At 69.3% G+C, this 17032-nt stretch carries 15 protein-coding genes and 1 pseudogene; 10 read left to right on the top strand and 6 right to left on the bottom strand.

The window, feature by feature from the left end; genetic code table 11:
• Positions 1–22: 22 nt before the first annotated feature.
• Entirely contained in the window at positions 23–1612 is a 1590-nt protein-coding gene (locus Vgi01_RS09555) for a DUF6194 family protein (protein WP_204290745.1), read from the top strand.
• A gap of 116 nt (positions 1613–1728) precedes the next feature.
• On the opposite strand, the gene Vgi01_RS09550 is transcribed toward Vgi01_RS09555, so the two are convergent.
• The gene (locus Vgi01_RS09550) at positions 1729–2394 is read right to left on the bottom strand and encodes a Type 1 glutamine amidotransferase-like domain-containing protein (RefSeq protein WP_102658725.1); all 666 of its coding nucleotides are present in this window, start codon (positions 2392–2394) and stop codon (positions 1729–1731) included.
• A gap of 144 nt (positions 2395–2538) precedes the next feature.
• Positions 2539–2685: a hypothetical protein gene (locus Vgi01_RS09545; protein WP_239088853.1), complete on the bottom strand. Its 147-nt coding sequence runs from the start codon at positions 2683–2685 to the stop codon at positions 2539–2541.
• 288 nt (positions 2686–2973) lie between these two features.
• Between Vgi01_RS09545 and kdpF the strand changes: the two genes are divergently transcribed.
• The 7 genes from kdpF to Vgi01_RS09510 all read left to right on the top strand — a co-directional run bounded on the left by kdpF (position 2974) and on the right by Vgi01_RS09510 (position 11524).
• Positions 2974–3063: a K(+)-transporting ATPase subunit F gene (gene kdpF / locus Vgi01_RS09540; RefSeq protein WP_050814620.1), complete on the top strand. Its 90-nt coding sequence runs from the start codon at positions 2974–2976 to the stop codon at positions 3061–3063.
• Complete coding sequence (kdpA, locus tag Vgi01_RS09535) at positions 3063–4703, top strand: potassium-transporting ATPase subunit KdpA (RefSeq protein WP_204290744.1); 1641 nt, start codon at positions 3063–3065, stop codon at positions 4701–4703. The genes kdpF and kdpA overlap by 1 nt, the downstream gene beginning before the upstream one ends.
• A gap of 20 nt (positions 4704–4723) precedes the next feature.
• On the top strand, positions 4724–6895 hold the full coding sequence (gene kdpB / locus Vgi01_RS09530) for a potassium-transporting ATPase subunit KdpB (RefSeq protein WP_204290801.1): 2172 nt from the start codon (positions 4724–4726) through the stop codon (positions 6893–6895).
• Complete coding sequence (locus tag Vgi01_RS09525) at positions 6895–7776, top strand: potassium-transporting ATPase subunit C (protein WP_204290743.1); 882 nt, start codon at positions 6895–6897, stop codon at positions 7774–7776. Before kdpB ends, Vgi01_RS09525 begins: the two co-directional genes overlap by 1 nt.
• A gap of 79 nt (positions 7777–7855) precedes the next feature.
• Positions 7856–10411 (top strand): sensor histidine kinase, encoded by a 2556-nt coding sequence (locus Vgi01_RS09520; RefSeq protein WP_204290742.1) that lies wholly within the window; start codon positions 7856–7858, stop codon positions 10409–10411.
• Complete coding sequence (locus Vgi01_RS09515) at positions 10408–11091, top strand: response regulator (RefSeq protein ID WP_204290741.1); 684 nt, start codon at positions 10408–10410, stop codon at positions 11089–11091. The genes Vgi01_RS09520 and Vgi01_RS09515 overlap by 4 nt, the downstream gene beginning before the upstream one ends.
• 49 nt (positions 11092–11140) lie before the next feature.
• Positions 11141–11524 (top strand): galactosyltransferase-related protein, encoded by a 384-nt coding sequence (locus Vgi01_RS09510; protein ID WP_204290740.1) that lies wholly within the window; start codon positions 11141–11143, stop codon positions 11522–11524.
• 11 nt (positions 11525–11535) lie between these two features.
• On the opposite strand, the gene Vgi01_RS09505 is transcribed toward Vgi01_RS09510, so the two are convergent.
• Positions 11536–12006: a GyrI-like domain-containing protein gene (locus tag Vgi01_RS09505; protein WP_102659352.1), complete on the bottom strand. Its 471-nt coding sequence runs from the start codon at positions 12004–12006 to the stop codon at positions 11536–11538.
• A gap of 397 nt (positions 12007–12403) precedes the next feature.
• Here Vgi01_RS09505 and Vgi01_RS09500 point away from each other — a divergent pair, with 397 nt between their 5' ends.
• Entirely contained in the window at positions 12404–13276 is an 873-nt protein-coding gene (locus Vgi01_RS09500; RefSeq protein WP_204290739.1) for a glycosyltransferase, read from the top strand.
• Positions 13277–13327: 51 nt separating this feature from the next.
• On the opposite strand, the gene Vgi01_RS09495 is transcribed toward Vgi01_RS09500, so the two are convergent.
• Together Vgi01_RS09495 and Vgi01_RS09490 are read right to left on the bottom strand one after the other, a co-directional pair.
• On the bottom strand, positions 13328–13597 hold the full coding sequence (locus Vgi01_RS09495) for a hypothetical protein (protein ID WP_204290738.1): 270 nt from the start codon (positions 13595–13597) through the stop codon (positions 13328–13330).
• A 176-nt stretch (positions 13598–13773) separates the two neighbouring features.
• Positions 13774–14751, bottom strand: coding sequence for an IS110 family RNA-guided transposase (locus Vgi01_RS09490; RefSeq protein ID WP_239088852.1), 978 nt, complete (start codon positions 14749–14751; stop codon positions 13774–13776).
• Between the two features lie 99 nt (positions 14752–14850).
• Between Vgi01_RS09490 and Vgi01_RS30550 the strand changes: the two are divergent.
• Positions 14851–15081: pseudogene (locus Vgi01_RS30550) on the top strand (IS110 family transposase); the annotation flags it as partial.
• A gap of 396 nt (positions 15082–15477) precedes the next feature.
• Here Vgi01_RS30550 and Vgi01_RS09485 read toward each other — a convergent pair.
• The gene (locus tag Vgi01_RS09485) at positions 15478–16977 is read right to left on the bottom strand and encodes an alpha/beta fold hydrolase (RefSeq protein ID WP_204290737.1); all 1500 of its coding nucleotides are present in this window, start codon (positions 16975–16977) and stop codon (positions 15478–15480) included.
• Positions 16978–17032: the final 55 nt, after the last annotated feature.

Genomic DNA, 17032 nt, shown 5'->3' with positions numbered 1-17032 from the left:
GTTCAACGATACGGTTGATGCAATGACGCCGCTTCTCGACCTGTTTGCCGTACCGCCTTCCCTGCTCGCGCTCGGTGAGCCGACGCACGGCGAATCCGCCTTCCTCCAGATCCGCAACGAGGTCTTCCTCTCGCTGGCCGAGCACGGCTACCGGTCGATCGCGTTGGAGAGCGACCGAGCTGCCGGGCTGCTCGCCGACGAGTTCGTGCAAGGCTCCGCCACCGTCCCGCTCGAGCGTGCGCTCACCGAGGGGTTCAGTCACGGGTTCGGTGCCGCCCCGGCCAACCGTGACCTGCTGCTGCGGATGCGCGAGTGGAACGCCGGCCGGCCGGCTGCCGAGCGCCTGACGCTCCACGGCTTCGACGCCCCGCTGGAACTGGAGGGTGCCCCCAGTCCACGGCGTCACCTGGGCCGGGTGTGTGAGTTCCTCGGCCTGGACCGATCGGCGGAAATCGACGATCTGGTCGGCGACGAGACGCGATGGAGTGATCCGGCAGCGATCTGGGAGCCGGGCAGATCGGTCGGGTGTTCGGCCGACGCCCAGCGCCTACGGGTCATCGCCGACGACCTGCTGACCGAGTTGTACCTGCAGGCACCCCGTCGACCCGAGGGCTGGCAGGCGGCGTTCGTCCACGCCATGTCCGCCGTCGCGGTGCTGCGCTACCACGCCGCGGCTGCCGCACCCCTGACGCAGGAGGCACGCTTCGCCCGCCTGGCGGGGGTCCGGGATGCGCTGATGGCCGAGAACCTGCTCGCGATCCGGTCGGTGGAGGCACACCGCGGACCCACAGTGGTCTTCGCGCACAACACGCACCTTCAGCGCCATCTGAGCACCATGACGATGGCCGGAACGGACCTGTCGTGGGCCGGCGCCGGCGCGATCGTCTCCTCGCTGCTGGGCGACCGGTACGCGGTGATCGTCGGTAGCCTCGGCGCGAGCCCCGCCCTCGGCATCGACACGCCCGCCCCGTCGACCTACGAGGGCAGGCTCCAGCAGGAGGGCACTCTTCCCCGCTTCGTTCGGGCATCCGAGATAGCGGCGGCCGAGCGGCGAACCCACGACTATCGCTACTTCCCCCTGGATCAGGCCACCATCGACCACGCCGACGCGGTGCTGCACATCCCGACCGGTGTCGACGCTGCCACGCTCGCCGAGCGGATCCTCGCGCTGCCCGGCGTCGAGCAGGTCGTGGCCAGCGAGGAGAACGGATCACCCGAGGGCGCCTGGGGCGACCGGTTCTTCCACGTCGGCCCGGACCGCCGCCAACCGTTCGCCACCATCGTCGAACACGACGTGCCCGGCTTCGACGAAGCCTCCCAACTCGACCGCCCCGGCGTCCTCCGCCTCAACCTCGACCTCGGCCGCACCGAATTCGAGCGCCGGTTCGGCTTCCCACCCAAGGACTTCGAGGAACACCGGCACGAGTTCGACTTCGCCCGGCTGGACACCGTCGTGCCGCACCCGGGCTACGCCCTGTACGGCTTCGCCAGCGTCGTCATGCCCGGCCCGCACCTGCTGCCCGAGGTCGACCAGCTCCTCGCCGTCGCGCACGCCCGAGCGGTCGACCGCCACGAACGCGCCGTACGCCGGGCGGCGGGCAAGCAGGAGTGAGGCCGCAAGCGGAACCGCCGCCCTGCTCGGCGCCGGTCGGCTCTCGCAACGCGCCTGAGCATCGGCGCTGATCGGCCCTCGCAGCGAGCCTGCGCATCGACGCCATGGGTGGCGATTCAGCCGAACCTCGTCCACTGCCCCTCGGACACCACTTCGACGGTGCCGTCGACGACCTTGATGGCCGTCTGTTCGTCGATGGCGTAGGCCGGGCCGCCGATGTCAGCCGCCCACCGCTGCGCGTCGGCCGGCGTGTTCGTGGGGAAGAGGTTCAGGTGCGGGAAGATCGAGAAATCGACGACGCCCAGAGTACGGTCATCCGGCGCTGCCGCCCATTCGACGAAGTACGCCCCGATCCGCGGCGCCATCACCATGCTTCCCGCACTCACCCCCACCCAGACGAGGTCGGGCAGCGAGGGCAGCAGATCGGCCAGCCCGGACTCCCGCATCCAGTGACACAGGTACGTCGCATCGCCACCGTCGACCAGCAGCACATCGGCCTCCCGAACCCAGGGCACCCACCGCTGCGCGCCGATGCTGGGCAACGCGGTCAACTCCAGGACACCGAGCGAACCCCAGCCCAGGCCGGACAGGTACCGCCAATCGGAGGCCGGGTCGGCGGCCACCAGACCCCGCACCGACGCCGGCCCGCACATCGGGTGGCCCCACTGTGCCGTCGGGATGCAGAGGGCGCGGGACTCGGAGACCGGCTTGCCGAGAAGCTCCCGGAGCGCGGTATGGATGCTCGGGTTCGTCACACCGCCGGACGTCAGCAACAGCTTCACGACATCTCCAAGATCGAACGGAGGGACGATGCACCTCAGGGCCAGGGAGCCAGCCCATCGTAGGCCCGGCCACGCTCCGCCACGGTCCCGAAGACGGCCAAGATCACGCTCGATACATGATCGAGTGGCATCGGCGCGGCACCATCACCACATGACGTGACCGACGACTTCTTCGTCGGCGCAGACCGCCAGCGAGTGCCACACTCCTTCACGCAGACTGAGCAGCAGATATCGCGCGGCGGACGGGGCGATGAAGTCCCGTTGGTCGTCGCGAGGTACGACGTCCGCCACCGCTCGCCAGTTGTCGTCGTCGACAGGCTGCGTCGGTCCGCCTCGCCGCAGGCAGCAGGCCACTTCGCGTGAAAAAGGCGTGAAGAATTGCGCGTTCGTCGTGATGATCGCGTTATAGCACCTGTCATTCCCGTCTGGTCGGCGCTGTGATTGCCCGGCGGCCGACAGAAGCGGGCCGCGACGCCCGGTCGGGATTGAGGAGTCGGTCGTGTCTGACGTGGTGTTCGTCGTGTTGACGGTGGCGCTGTTCGCGCTGCTCGCCCTGATGGTGAGGGGTGTGGAGAAGCTGTGAGCGTCGTGAACGTCGCCGGTGTGGTGCTGGCGGTCGGCCTGGCAGTTTTCCTGGTGATCGCCCTGCTGTTTCCGGAGCGGTTCTGATGACCGTGTTGTTCATTGTCTCGTTGGTGGTGGCCCTGGCCGCCGTACACAGGCCTTTGGGCGACTATCTGTATCGGGTGGTGTGCGCCGAGCGGCATTCTCGGGTCGAGCGTGGGATCTACCGGCTGATCGGGGTGAACCCGGCCGCCGAACAGTCCTGGGGTGTGTACGCCCGGGCCGTCCTGGCGTTCTCCGCCGTTTCGGTGTTGTTCCTCTACGCCTTCCTGCGGCTGCAGAACCACCTGTGGTTGTCGCTCGGCTTCGACCCGGTGGTCGCGCACGGGGCCTGGAACACCGCGGTGTCGTTCGTGACGAACACGAACTGGCAGTGGTATTCGGGCGAGTCGACGCTGGGCCATCTGGTGCAGATGGCCGGACTGGCGGTGCAGAACTTCGTCTCCGCCGCGGTGGGCATCGCGGTCGCGGTCGCACTGGTACGCGGCTTCGCCCGCAGCCGCGCCGGGGCGGTGGGCAACTTCTGGGTCGACCTGACCCGGATCACGGTGCGGGTGCTGCTGCCACTCTCCGTGCTCGCGGCGCTGGTCCTGATGATCGGTGGCGTGGTGCAGAACCTCTCCGCCGGTACGGAGATCACCACGTTGACCGGGGGCGACCAGAGCATCACGGGTGGACCGGTGGCCAGCCAGGAGGCGATCAAGAATCTCGGCACCAACGGTGGTGGCTTCTACAACGTCAACAGCGCCCATCCGTTCGAGAACCCGACCGCCTGGACGAACTGGTGGGAGATCTTCCTGCTGCTGGTGATCCCGTTCAGTCTGCCGCGGGTGTTCGGCCGGATGGTCGGTCAGGTCCGGCAGGGCCACGCGATCGTCGCGGTGATGGCGACCCTGGCGCTGGCCAGCGTCGCGTTGACCACCGCGTTCGAGGTGTCCGGCCACGGCACGGTGCCGCAGGCGGTCGGGGCGGCCCTGGAAGGCAAGGAGGTGCGATTCGACGTGTCGAACTCGGCGACCTTCGCCGCCGCGACCACGCTGACCTCCACCGGTTCGGTGAACTCGTTCCACGACTCGTACACCGCGCTCGGTGGTGGGGTGCTGCTGGTCAACATGATGCTCGGCGAGGTCGCGCCCGGCGGTGTCGGCGCGGGCCTGTACGGGCTGCTCATCCTCGCCGTGATCACGGTCTTCGTCGCCGGGCTGATGGTCGGCCGAACGCCGGAGTACGTGGGTAAGAAGATCGGATCACGTGAGATCAAACTGGCCTCGCTGTACTTCCTGATCCCCCCGGCGCTGGTGTTGATCGGCACCGCGGCGGCGTTCGCCACCGGCAACCACCGCACCGCGCTGAACGCCGGCCCGCACGGGCTCTCCGAGGTGCTCTACGCGTTCACCTCGGCGAGCAACAACAACGGTTCGGCGTTCGCCGGTCTGACGGTGAACACGCCGTGGTGGAACACGGCACTCGGGCTGTGCATGCTGGTCGGTCGATTCGCGCCGATCATCCTGGTGCTGGCGTTGGCCGGTGCCCTCGCACGGCAGCAACCCACGCCCGCCTCCCCCGGCACCCTCCCCACCCATCGCCCGTTGTTCGTCGGGATGGTCGTCGGCGTCACGGTGGTCCTGGTCGCGCTGACGTTCCTGCCCGCGCTGGCGCTCGGCCCCCTGGCCGAGGGGCTGTGATCAGCATGAGAGAGAAGGACATGACCGTCGCCACGCCCCACGCCCGCACCCCCGGCTCACCGGCCACCCACGGCAACCGGGGCGGCGGCCTGCTCGACCCGAGGCAACTCCTCCGTTCGCTGCCCGACGCGCTGGGCAAACTCGACCCTCGTTCGCTGTGGCGCAACCCGGTCATGCTGATCGTCGAGATCGGCGCGGCCTTCACCACCGTCCTCGCGGTGGCGCAACCGTCGGTGTTCGCCTGGGCGATCACGGCGTGGCTGTGGCTGACCGTCGTCTTCGCCAACCTCGCCGAGGCCGTCGCCGAGGGCCGGGGCAGGGCGCAGGCCGCAGCGCTGCGTACGGCGCGGGCCGACACCGTCGCCACCCGCCTGCTCGACTGGACCGCGGGTGCCGCCCCCGGCTCCTACCGCACCGAGAGCGTCCTGGCCCCGCACCTGAGGCAGGGTGACATCGTGGTGGTCGAGGCCGGCGAGACCATCCCCGGTGACGGTGACGTGGTCGACGGCATTGCCAGCGTCGACGAGTCCGCGATCACCGGTGAGTCCGCGCCGGTGATCCGGGAGTCCGGCGGCGACCGCAGCGCCGTCACCGGCGGCACGAAGGTCCTGTCCGACCGGATCATCGTCAGGATCACCCAGAAGCCGGGCGAGAGCTTCATCGATCGCATGATCGCCCTGGTGGAGGGCGCCAACCGGCAGAAGACACCGAACGAGATCGCGCTGAACATCATGCTCGCCGCGCTCACGATCATCTTCCTGCTGGCGGTCGTCACCCTCCAGCCCCTCGCCATCTTCTCCAACGACTTCCAGGCCGCCGCCGCGGACAGCGCGGCGATCACCGACGATGGCGTGACCGGCATCGTGCTGGTCGCGCTGCTGGTCTGCCTCATCCCGACCACCATCGGCGCGCTGCTGTCGGCGATCGGCATCGCCGGCATGGACCGCCTGGTGCAGCGCAACGTGCTCGCCATGAGCGGGCGGGCCGTGGAGGCCGCCGGCGACGTCAACACACTGCTGTTGGACAAGACCGGCACGATCACGCTCGGCAACCGGCAGGCCGCCGAGTTCCTTGCGGTCGAGGGCGTCACCGCGGGTCAGGTGGCCGACGCGGCCCAGTTGTCCAGCCTCGCCGACGAGACCCCGGAGGGCCGGTCGGTCGTGGTGCTCGCGAAGAACGAATTCGGGCTGCGCGAGCGTGAACCGGGTCTGATGCCGCACGCCACGTTCGTGCCGTTCACCGCGCAGACGCGGATGAGTGGTGTGGACCTGACATCCGGCGACGGCGCACCGGCCCGGCGCATCCGCAAGGGGGCCGCCGCTGCGGTGATGCAATGGGTACGCCAGCACGGCGGCCACCCCACCGAACAGGTCGGCCAGGTGGTGGATGAGATCAGCGGCGTGGGCGGCACGCCCCTCGTGGTGGCCGAGCACGTCGACGGTCAGCCGGCCCGCGCCCTGGGCGTCATCCACCTCAAGGACGTGGTCAAGGCCGGCATGCGGGAACGCTTCGACGAGATGCGCCGGATGGGCATCCGCACCGTCATGATCACCGGCGACAATCCGCGTACCGCGCAGGCGATCGCCGACGAGGCCGGGGTGGACGACTTCCTCGCTGAGGCCACACCGGAGGACAAGCTCGCCCTGATCCGCACGGAGCAGGCGGGCGGCCGGCTGGTCGCGATGACCGGTGACGGCACCAACGACGCCCCCGCGCTCGCCCAGGCCGACGTGGGCGTCGCCATGAACACCGGCACCTCCGCCGCGAAGGAGGCCGGCAACATGATCGACCTCGATTCCGACCCGACCAAGCTGATCGAGATCGTGGAGATCGGCAAACAACTGCTGATCACCCGAGGGGCGTTGACCACCTTCTCCATCGCCAACGACATCGCGAAGTACTTCGCGATCATCCCGGCGATGTTCGCCGGTCTCTACCCGAGTCTGGACGTACTCAACATCATGCGCCTGTCGGGTCCGGAGTCGGCGATCCTGTCGGCGGTCATCTTCAACGCGATCGTCATCGTCGCGCTGATCCCGCTCGCGCTGCGCGGCGTGCGCTACCGGCCCGCCGCCGCGTCGCGCCTGTTGCGCCGCAACCTGCTGATCTACGGTCTCGGCGGCATCATCGTGCCGTTCCTCGGCATCAAGCTCATCGACCTGCTCATCCAGTTCGTCCCGGGGATCTCCTGATGCGCCTACCCACCTGGCTCGCCCACCATCTCGCCGCCCTGCGTGCGCTGCTGGTCTTCACCGCGCTCGCCGGAATCGCCTACCCCCTCACCCTGGTCGCCGTCGGGCGCCTCCCCGGCCTCGCCGACCGCGCCGACGGCTCGATCATCGAGGTCGACGGCCGCGCCGCCGGCAGCGCCCTGATCGGGCAGTCCTTCACCGACGCGGACGGCAGGGCCGTACCGCGCTACTTCCAGTCCCGTCCGTCGGCGGCCGGCGACGGCTACGACCCCACCTCCACCGGCGCCACAAACCTCGGCCCGGAGGACGTCGTCGACGTCATCGCCACCGACCCCGACGAGAGCAGGCAGAGTCTGCTCACCCAGGTCTGCGCCCGCAGCAGGGCAGTCGGCGAACTCGACCGTGTCGACGGTCGCCGGCCGTACTGCACCGCCGACGGGGTGGGGGCGGTGCTTGCCGTCTTCCGTGCCGGCGGGCTGACCGGCCCGGTCGTCCGGGTGGTCAGCGTCAACCAGACCGCGCCGGCCACCCCGTTCCTCACCGGCTACGCGGGCGTCCCGGTGGAGTTGGCCCAGCCGGGGCAGGACTACCGGGCGGCGGGGGCGACAATCGTTCCCGTCCGAGGTGACGCTCCCGCCGTGCCCGCCGTACCGGCCGACGCGGTCACCGCCAGCGGCAGCGGCCTCGACCCGCACATCAGTGCGGCGTACGCGCGGCTCCAGGTCCCGCGGGTGGCCCGCGAGCGCGGCGTGGACCCGGCCGCGGTCGAACGTCTCGTCGACGAGCACACCACCGGCCGTACGCTCGGCTTCATGGGCGCGCCCGGGGTGAACGTGGTGGAACTCAACCTCGCCCTCGACGAGACGTTCCCGCCACGCTGACGCCAGCGGGCCGGAAGCGCAGTGTCCCGGCCCCGGCACCCGCACCCCGGCCGCCGACCGTGTGGAGAGGACCACTGCTGTGCCGCGAGGGGAACTGCGCATCTACCTCGGTGCCGCACCCGGCGTCGGGAAGACGTACGCCATGCTCGAAGAGGCCCAGCGGCGCGCCGAGCGTGGCACCGACGTGGTGATCGCCCTGGTCGAGACCCACGGCCGCCCGCACACCGCCGCCATGATCGGTGACCTGGAGGTGATCGCTCGCCGCACCGCCACCTACCGGGGCGGCACCTTCCAGGAGATGGATCTCGACGCGGTCCTCGCCCGGCACCCCGCGGTCGCCGTCGTCGACGAGTTGGCCCACACCAACGTGCCCGGGTCGCGCCACGCGAAGCGGTGGCAGGACATCCAGGAACTGCTCGACGCCGGGATCAGCGTGCTGTCCACGGTCAACATCCAGCACCTGGAGTCGCTCAACGACGTCGTCGCCCAGATCACCGGCACCACCCAACGCGAGACCGTGCCCGACCAGATCGTGCGGGCCGCCGCGCAGGTCGAACTGGTCGACATGACGCCCGAGGCGCTGCGACGTCGGATGGCGCACGGCAACGTCTACCCACCCGACAAGATCAACGCGGCGCTCGGGAACTACTTCCGGGTCGGCAACCTCACCGCACTGCGGGAGCTGGCCCTGCTCTGGCTGGCCGGCACCGTCGACGAGCAACTCGACGCGTACCGCTCCCAGCAGGGCATCTCGGCCACCTGGGAAGCCCGTGAACGGGTCGTCGTCGCGCTCACCGGCGGCCCGGAGGGCGCCACGTTGATCCGTCGGGCCGCACGGATCGCCGCCCGCAGCAAGGGCGCCGATCTGCTCGCCGTACACGTGGCCCGCAACGACGGCCTCGCCGGAGCCGACCCCGCCCACCTGGCCCGGCAGCGGGTGCTGGTCGAGAGCCTCGGCGGCACCTACCACCAGGTCCTCGGCAGTGACATCCCCGCCGCGCTGCTCGATTTCGCCCGCGGCGTCAACGCCACCCAACTCGTCATCGGCGCCAGCCGGCGGGGCCGCTTCGCCCAGGTGCTCTCCCGCGGGGTCGGGGTCACCACCACCGCGCTGTCCGGGCCCATCGACGTCCACCTGGTCACCCACCCCGAGGCCGGACGGGGTCGGCGTACGGCCGGGGTGCCGGCGGCGTTGTCCCGGCGCCGTCGGCTGCTCGGCTTCGCACTCGCCGTGCTCGGCATGCCGGTGCTGACCGCGGTGCTCAAAGCGCTGCCGGATCTCACCCTCACCAGCGACATCCTGCTCTTCCTCGCCGCCGTCGTCGGTGTCGCGCTCGTCGGCGGACTGTGGCCGGCGCTGCTCGCCGCGCTCGGTGGCTCGCTGCTGTTGATCTGGTTCTTCACGCCGCCCTTCGCCACGTTGACCATCGCCGGGGCCGACAACCTGCTCGCGTTGGCGGTTTTCGTCGGCGTCGCCGTCGCCGTCAGCGGGGTCGTCGACATGGCCGCCCGCCGGACCCGGGACGCGGCCCGGGCCTCCGCCGAGGCGCAGACCCTGGCTACCGTGGCCGGGAACGTGCTGCGCGGCCAGCGTCCCCTGACCGCCCTGCTGGACCGGCTCCGCGAGACGTTCGCGCTGCGTGCGGTAAGCGTGCTGGAGTTGGTGGATACGGCCGACGGCCGGCCCGACCGGGCTCGTGAGGAGGCGGCCTGGCGGTTGGTCGCCAGCGTCGGCGATGCGCCGGCGACCAGCCCCGGTGCGGGCGAGACCGCCGTGCCGGTGGACGACCGACTCACCGTCGTGCTCTGCGGCCGCCGGCTGGCGGCCTCCGATCGACGTGTCGTCGAGGCCTTCGCCGCCCAGGCCGCCGTCGCGCTGCGTCAGCAACGCCTGGCCGCGCAGGCCGCCGCCGCCCGGCCGCTGGCAGAGGCGGACCGGATGCGCACCGCGCTGCTCGCCGCGGTCAGCCACGACCTGCGTACGCCGCTCGCCTCGGCCAAGGCGGCCGTGTCCAGCCTGCGCAGTCACGACGTCGAGTTCGACACCGCCGACCGGGACGAACTGCTCGCCACCGCAGACGAATCCCTCGATCGGCTCGGCCGCCTCGTCGCCAACCTGCTCGACATGAGCCGCCTGCAGGCCGGGGCCCTCGGCGTACACGCCGTCGCCATCGGTGTGGAGGACGTCGTACCCCGGGCGTTGGACGAACTCGGGCCACCCGCCGCCGGTGTCCGCACCGACATCCCTGCCGACCTGCCGGCCGCGACCGCCGATCCCGGCCTGCTGGAACGGGTCCTGGTCAACATCGTCGCCAACGCCCTGCGACACAGTCCACCGCACCGGCCGCCACTGGTCACCGCCAGCGCCCACGCCGGCCAGGTCGAGCTGCGGATCATCGATCACGGCCCCGGCATTCCCGTCGACCAGTGGGAACACGTCTTCCAACCGTTCCAGCGCCTCGGCGACCGGGACAACACCGCCGGAGTCGGCCTCGGCCTCGCCCTGTCCCGCGGCCTCGCCGAAGCCATGGGCGGCAGCATCACCCCCGAGACCACCCCGGGTGGTGGACTGACCATGGTGCTACGGCTGCCCGCCGCCGCATCGGTGACCGCCATGGAGGAACCGCCGGCATGAACCGGATTCTCGTCGTCGACGACGAACCGCAGATCCTGCGCGCCCTCGGCATCAACCTGCGCGCCCGTGGCTACGACGTGCAGGTCGCCGCCACCGGCACCGACGCCCTCAAGGCCGCCGCCCGGCATCCGCCCGACCTGGTCGTCCTCGACCTCGGCCTGCCCGATCTCGACGGTGTCGAGGTCATCCGAGGGCTGCGCGGCTGGACCAGCGTACCGATCATCGTGCTCTCCGGCCGGGCCGGCAGCGACGACAAGGTCACCGCCCTCGACGCCGGCGCGGACGACTACGTGACCAAGCCGTTCGGCGTCGACGAGCTGCTCGCCCGCATCCGCGCCGTCACCCGCCGCCACACCGCCGCCGACGGGCGAGCGGGCAGCCAGGCACGCGTGGGGCGGCACACGATCGACCTCGCCGAGCGGATCGTGACCCACGACGACGGCACCGAGGTCCGGCTCACCCCCACCCAGTGGGGTGTCCTCGAACGACTGCTGCGCCATCCCGGCAAGCTGATCACCCAACGTCAGCTGCTGCAGGACGTGTGGGGACCGGAGTACCAGAACGAGACCGGCTACCTGCGTCAGTACATGGCCCAACTCCGCCACAAACTGGAAACCGACCCCGCCCGACCACGACACCTCATCACCGAACCCGGCATGGGCTACCGCTACCGCCCCTGACGGTGCAGCGGTAGCAGCACGCCCCGGCTGGTCGCGATCGGCCGGGCCCGTGCAGCGCCCGGCCGATCGTGAGGTCCTTCGTCTCTTCTGGACCTGCAACATCTCCGCCGACACCGCCCAACTACGCGCCGTCGGCGGATTCGACGAACAATTCCGCACCTGGGGCGGCGAAGACCTCGACCTCGGCTACCGACTCCACCGCGACGGCGCCCACTTCATCTTCAACCGACAGGCCAAAGCAATCCACATACCGCACGAGCGGGCGCTGCACGTCCTGATCGATCGTGGGGAACGCAGCCAGCGCTACATGGCCGAGAAGTACCGGACGCCGGTCACCGACCTGCTCGCCGAACTGCCGATGGAGCGATACTTCGACTTCAACCAGCTCGTCGCCGACCTGCCGACGCAGCAAGCGCAGGACGCCCCTGCGTAGCGCCCCGACACCTACTTGACGACGAACGCGACATCCATCACCAGGTCGTCCGGGTCGGCCGCGATGAAGTCGGTGAAGTACACCTCGCGGGCCGCGTCCACCTCCACCAGGCCCTGCTGTTCGACGTAATCCGCCACCGCTGCGAAGGCCTCACCGACCTGCGGCGGCACTGCCTGCGACTTCGTCAGCCGTACGAACACCTCCTGGTGTGCCGGCTCCCGGCGTACCGTCGCGGCCACCGGTCCGGTCGGCTCCTGCCGGATCGGCACGCAGGTCTCCACCGCGATGTTCTCCGGGTCGAACTCCTCATCCCGGTAAATCGTGAAAATCGGGCCCGCCACCCCACCGTGCTGTTCGGCGAGGTCGGTCAACCGATCCATCGTCGCGCGCAGCTGGTCGGCCAACTCCCGCTGACTCAACCGCTCGTGAAGTTCGCAGAGAACCAGTTGTTCCGCCACCTCACGCCGTTGAATCAGAAACATCCGAACCTCCGGTGGGTTGGTACGAGATTCCCGCGCAGAGCATAACGGGCCATCGACAACTATAGAGCATGCGACCGGAGGTAGGCCCCTGCCGTTGGTGGCTGCACCAGCCGCCTCCGCGCCAAGCAGCAGGTGAACCTCGCCGCCAGCACCACGAAGGTCAGAAGGCGTCTTCCCAGCCTCGGGATCAACGCCTTCGATGTGGAAAATAGCTGGCCAAGAGGCAGGCCCTAGAGCGCAATCAACGAGATGCCCGGCTGATTGATCCGGTGCCAGGATGCCTACAGCACGGTCGGACGACCGGCCGTCGCACGCCCGGTATCCCCGCGGCCTGTTCCATGCGTCGAACGTCGTGACGTGAGCCGCGCACGATGCCCCGAGTCCACAGGGAGAGGCCGTGTCCAGTGGGCTGAAATGCACCGTCGTCATTCCGACCTATAACCGTTCGGCGCTGCTGTGGCACACCCTGGACTCCCTGACCCGGCAGCACATGCCCGCCGACGAGTTCGAGGTCATCGTCGTCGACGACGGCTCCACCGACAACACCGCAAAGATCGCCGCAAGCTTCCAGGACCGCCTGGACCTGCGCTACCACTACCAACCCGACGAAGGATTCCGCGCCGGCACAGCCCGCAACGTCGGCATCGCCGACGCCCGCTCCCCCATCTGCGTCTTCACCGACGACGGCGTCATGCTGCAGGCCGACAACCTCAACCAGCACGTCGCCAGCCACGAGGCCACCCCCGGCCCGACCGTCGTGCTGCCCTACATCTACGGCTTCTCCGGCGATGACTCCAACTTCAAGGTAGTCGGGGAGCGTCTCGACGTGAACGACCTCGACGGCAGCATCGAACGGCTGCAGGCCAAACGAGAGTGCCGCGACATCCGCGAACTCTTCTACGACCGCTACGGCGAAGACCTCACCCGCATCCCCGCACCCTGGCAGATCTTCTGGACCTGCAACATCTCCGCCGACACCGCCCAACTACGCGCCGTCGGCGGATTCGACGAACAATTCCGCACCTGGGGCGGCGAAGACCTCGACCTCGGCTACCGACTCCACCGCGACGGCGCCCAGTTCATCTTCAACCGACAGGCCAAAGCAATCCACATACCGCACGAGCGGCCCTTCGAGAAGTTGATGCACTCCGCCACGCTCAACTACCGATACATGGCCGAGAAGTACGACTCGCCAGTGATGCGGATCCTCGCTGAGCTGAAGCCGCGGCAGTTCCTCGACTTCAACGATCTGGTCGCTGCGACGATATGAGCAGTCGTTAATATACAGTCGCTTCCGTCCCACCCCCGGCACCGCCTCGCCCTACCCGAGACGCGGCTTGGTGTCGATCCAGTCGCGTAGGTGAGCGGCGAGGCGCGTGTCGCGGACGTCGTCCAGGTGCCCCAGGACTGCGGTGAACAGGTTCTTCGCCAGCCGGCACTGGCGCATCTGCGTGAGTTCGAGACCACCTGGACAGCCCTGCTCGACGAGCGTGGTCACCTCGTTCAGACTGATGGGGATCGCGTCCAGACAGGCTGTGACGATGTCGCCGGCCGACGGCATGACCGTCAGTTCGATCTTCGCGCGACGCATGTCCGCCATGAGTACGCGAGCTTCCCGACGCTCAAAGCGTGTTTGAGATGGAGTTGGTCGGGCCCTCTCGGTCGCTCGGCCCGGTATGACTTCCTGCCCCTGTCGTTTGGATGATCCGGGGGCTGTTGTCGCCGGGTCGGGTGGCGTCGGTGGACCGCTGATAGCGCCTCTGTCTGTCAAGAGGTCGCTGAGAAGTCGTTGTTTCTGATCTTGAGGATCCGTCGGTAGATGATGTTGGCGAGACGGCGTTTCAGGGCGCGTCGGGCTTCGGCTGGTGTCTTGCCTTCGCCGAGTATGCGCTGGTAGTAGGCGCGTCCGAGGTGTGAGTGGTGGGCTTGGACGACGGCGATGATGTGCAGGGCTGAGTTGAGTTGGCGGTTGCCACCGGTGTTGAGGCGGTGGCGTTTACGGGGTCCGCTGGAGGCATCAGTGGGCGCGGCGCCGGTGTAGCTGGCGACATGGTCGGCGTTGGGGAATCGGGCCACGTCGCCGACGTAGCCGAGGATCTTCGCCGCCATGATCACGCCGACGCCCGGTAGTTCGGTCAGGCTGCTTCCGGTTGCGGTTACCGCCTGGCTCAGCTCGGTCTCGCTGTTCTTGAGCTGGGCGTCGATTCGTCGGAGCGCGGCCAAAAGGTGCCGGGCGATGTCACGTCGGCAGGCGTCGGTTGCGTTTGCCGGACGCACGCCTCGTAGGGCTGTGGCGGCTTTGTCGGCGGACAGGCCGGTGGGCGCGCCGCCAGGGACCAGGTCCCGCAGGAGCCCGTGCAGGCGGTTGAGGATGCGGGTGCGTTCGTGGGTGAGGTCGTCGCGGTGCTCGGTCAGCAGCCGCAAGATGGTGCTCTGATCCTCGGGTTGCACGGGATTGAGCCGGTGGTGGTGCAGGGCGACTCGGGCGACGCTGGCAGCGTCGGTGGCGTCGGTCTTGCGGCCGCCGCCGGTGGTCAGTAGCCGTGCCCGGGCGGCGAGGGTTGCGGGGACGTCGACGACGTTCGCGCCGGCGGCGGCCAACCCCAACCCAAGAGGGGCGGCAATCGACTGGGATGCCCCGATCAGCGCCAAGGAACATGCGGATCTGAGCCGACCGGCGCACTGGACGCTATGGCTGCAGGCCCTCGCGTCTGCCCCCGAGTCAACAGTCAGGGACACGGCCACCGGTGCTGTTGGGGTCGGTCTCTTCGTAACGTGGGTGCCGGCAGTCCGACGCTCAGGCCCCGGCGGCCGATGCAGGTGACAGGGTGTGGGAGGCGTGGGGTGCACGGCGACTACGGCGTGTTCCTCGGGTCGGACGTCGGCAAGGACGGTCACCACGCGGTCGGGTTAACCTCGGACGGCAGACGGCTGCACGACGCGGCGTCGCCGAACACTGAGGTCAGGCTGAGCAGCTGCTCGACGAGCTCGGCCGCCACGGCCGGGATTCCGGTGGTGGTCGACCAGCCGTCCTCGATCGGTGCCCTGCCGGTCGCAGTTGCCCGGGCGTGCGGTCGCGCCCTCTTCCTCGCCGCGTTCATCCGCGCCTACTACGACTGCAAACGCGCCGAAGGCAAACGCCACAACGCCGCCCTCATCCGTCTCGTGTGGTGTCGGTCGACCGAGGCGCAAGGCGATGCGCCCGGCCATCCCGGCAAGCGTGGCGACGAACGAGACACAGCGCAATCGGCGGCCACCCTTCCCGACGCCCCCACGCGGCGATCGCGGCACAGCAGCGGTGGCAGGCGGCAGAGGCATAAAGCCACATCGGACGGCCAGCCTGGGATGGCAACCAAGCTGACCGTCCGAGCGGGTCATGCCCGTCGTGCCGCCACCGGCAGCGACGCTGCTACTGCCGATCGCGCATGCCAGACACAGTCCCGACGGTGCCTGGCCCTGCGCGGTCCACCGTCAGCCGGTCTGCGCCGGCGCCGGGCACCTTACGTCGGCGCGCGGCAGATCACCGCTGGTCAGGTAGCGGTTTGCCCGGTCCTTGAGACAGTCGCCGCCGAAGAACGGATACAGCTCGTGACCGCGGGAGTCCTCGACAACGAGGCGGGATCCGCGCAGCGCGGTGGCGACCGCACGGACGTTCGACAGTGGGACGATCGAGTTGCGGGTCGCACCGAGAACCAGTACAGGCGGAGTGTGCCGACTGCCCAGCGTCACCCGGTTGTCCTTGCGCGACGACCAGAACGCGCAGGGGAAGATGTTGGCGGCGGCGACGCCGAAGTTCGGGAACGGCGGCACGTACCTCTGCAGGTCCCGCCAGTACGACTCGACATTGCTCCGCCAGGGGCTCTCGGCGCACATGTACGCGGTGCTCACGGCAGTGTGGTTGTCGATTGGCACACCCAACACGCCGGGGCGGACGGTGGGGTAGAGCCCCCACTGCACGGGTGGCGCATCGCCGCGGCGGATCGCGGACAGATTGGCCGCCATCCGCCACTCGAACGCCTCGAAGAAGACGCCGAGGATCGTGTAGTAGACCAGTTCATCACCCGTCCACCAACGGCCACCGGCGTACCATGGAGCGTTTTCCCACATCTCCGCCACATTCCGCTCGACCTGCGCCGCCGTGTCGCCCAGACCGAACTCGTCGTCACGGTCGGCAATCCAGGCGGAGAACTCATCGAGACCGTCCTCCATCAACGCGATTCGCTCAAGCCTCGACGACTGCCACAGCTTGGTCGGGTCGAGCGGATTGTCCAGCACGAACCGGTCGGTCTGGCGCGGGAAGAGGGTGGCGTAGATGGCACCGACAGTGCCCAGGGCATCCGCACCGAGGAAGCTGATCCGCCGTTCGCCAAGGGCGGTCCGGATGACGTCCATGTCTCGGGCGATGTTCTCCAGGGTGGCGTGCGGCAGCGCCCAGCCGGCGTGCTTCTGGCAGTCCCGGGCGTACTGGCGTGCCTCGACCACATGCAGCTCGAACTCGGACCGGGACTGGGCGCCCCGATTCCAGAACCCCTCCGGCTCCTCGCTCGGATACCCACAGGTGATCGGGGTGCTCTGCTCCAGGAAGCGCACGTCGAACCCGATGAGGTCGTAGCGCGCCCGCACCTCGGGCGCCATGAGGACCGCATAGTCCTCGGGCAGGTAAATCCCGCCGCCCTGGCCTGGTCCGCCACGGGCACTGAGCAGCACGCCGCGCCGCTTGGCCGGGTCGGTGGCAGGCAGCCGCGAGACCATCACCTCGATCTTGCGTCCCCGCGGGTTGCGGTGGTCCAGCGGTACCTTCACACGAGCGCAGCGCAGCTCGGTGGTGCTGCTGCCGGCGCAGGCGCCCCACTTCAGTCGCTGCGCCGGCGGCTGGGCAGCACCCGGCGCGGCCGATGCCGGTGCGATCAGGGATGCGCCCAACAGCACCGCGGCCAACGCGGCGCCGAGCACGGATCTCCAACGGGTCATTTGGTTCCTCCTGTCTGGATCCATCAGTCAGCGGCGGCGCCGCGACCTCACGGAG

The sequence above is a fragment of the Micromonospora gifhornensis genome (assembly GCF_016863515.1).
Lineage (GTDB): Bacteria > Actinomycetota > Actinomycetes > Mycobacteriales > Micromonosporaceae > Micromonospora > Micromonospora gifhornensis.
Note: the sequence above shows the minus strand (reverse complement) of the source record. Positions and strands in the feature narration are given on the sequence as shown.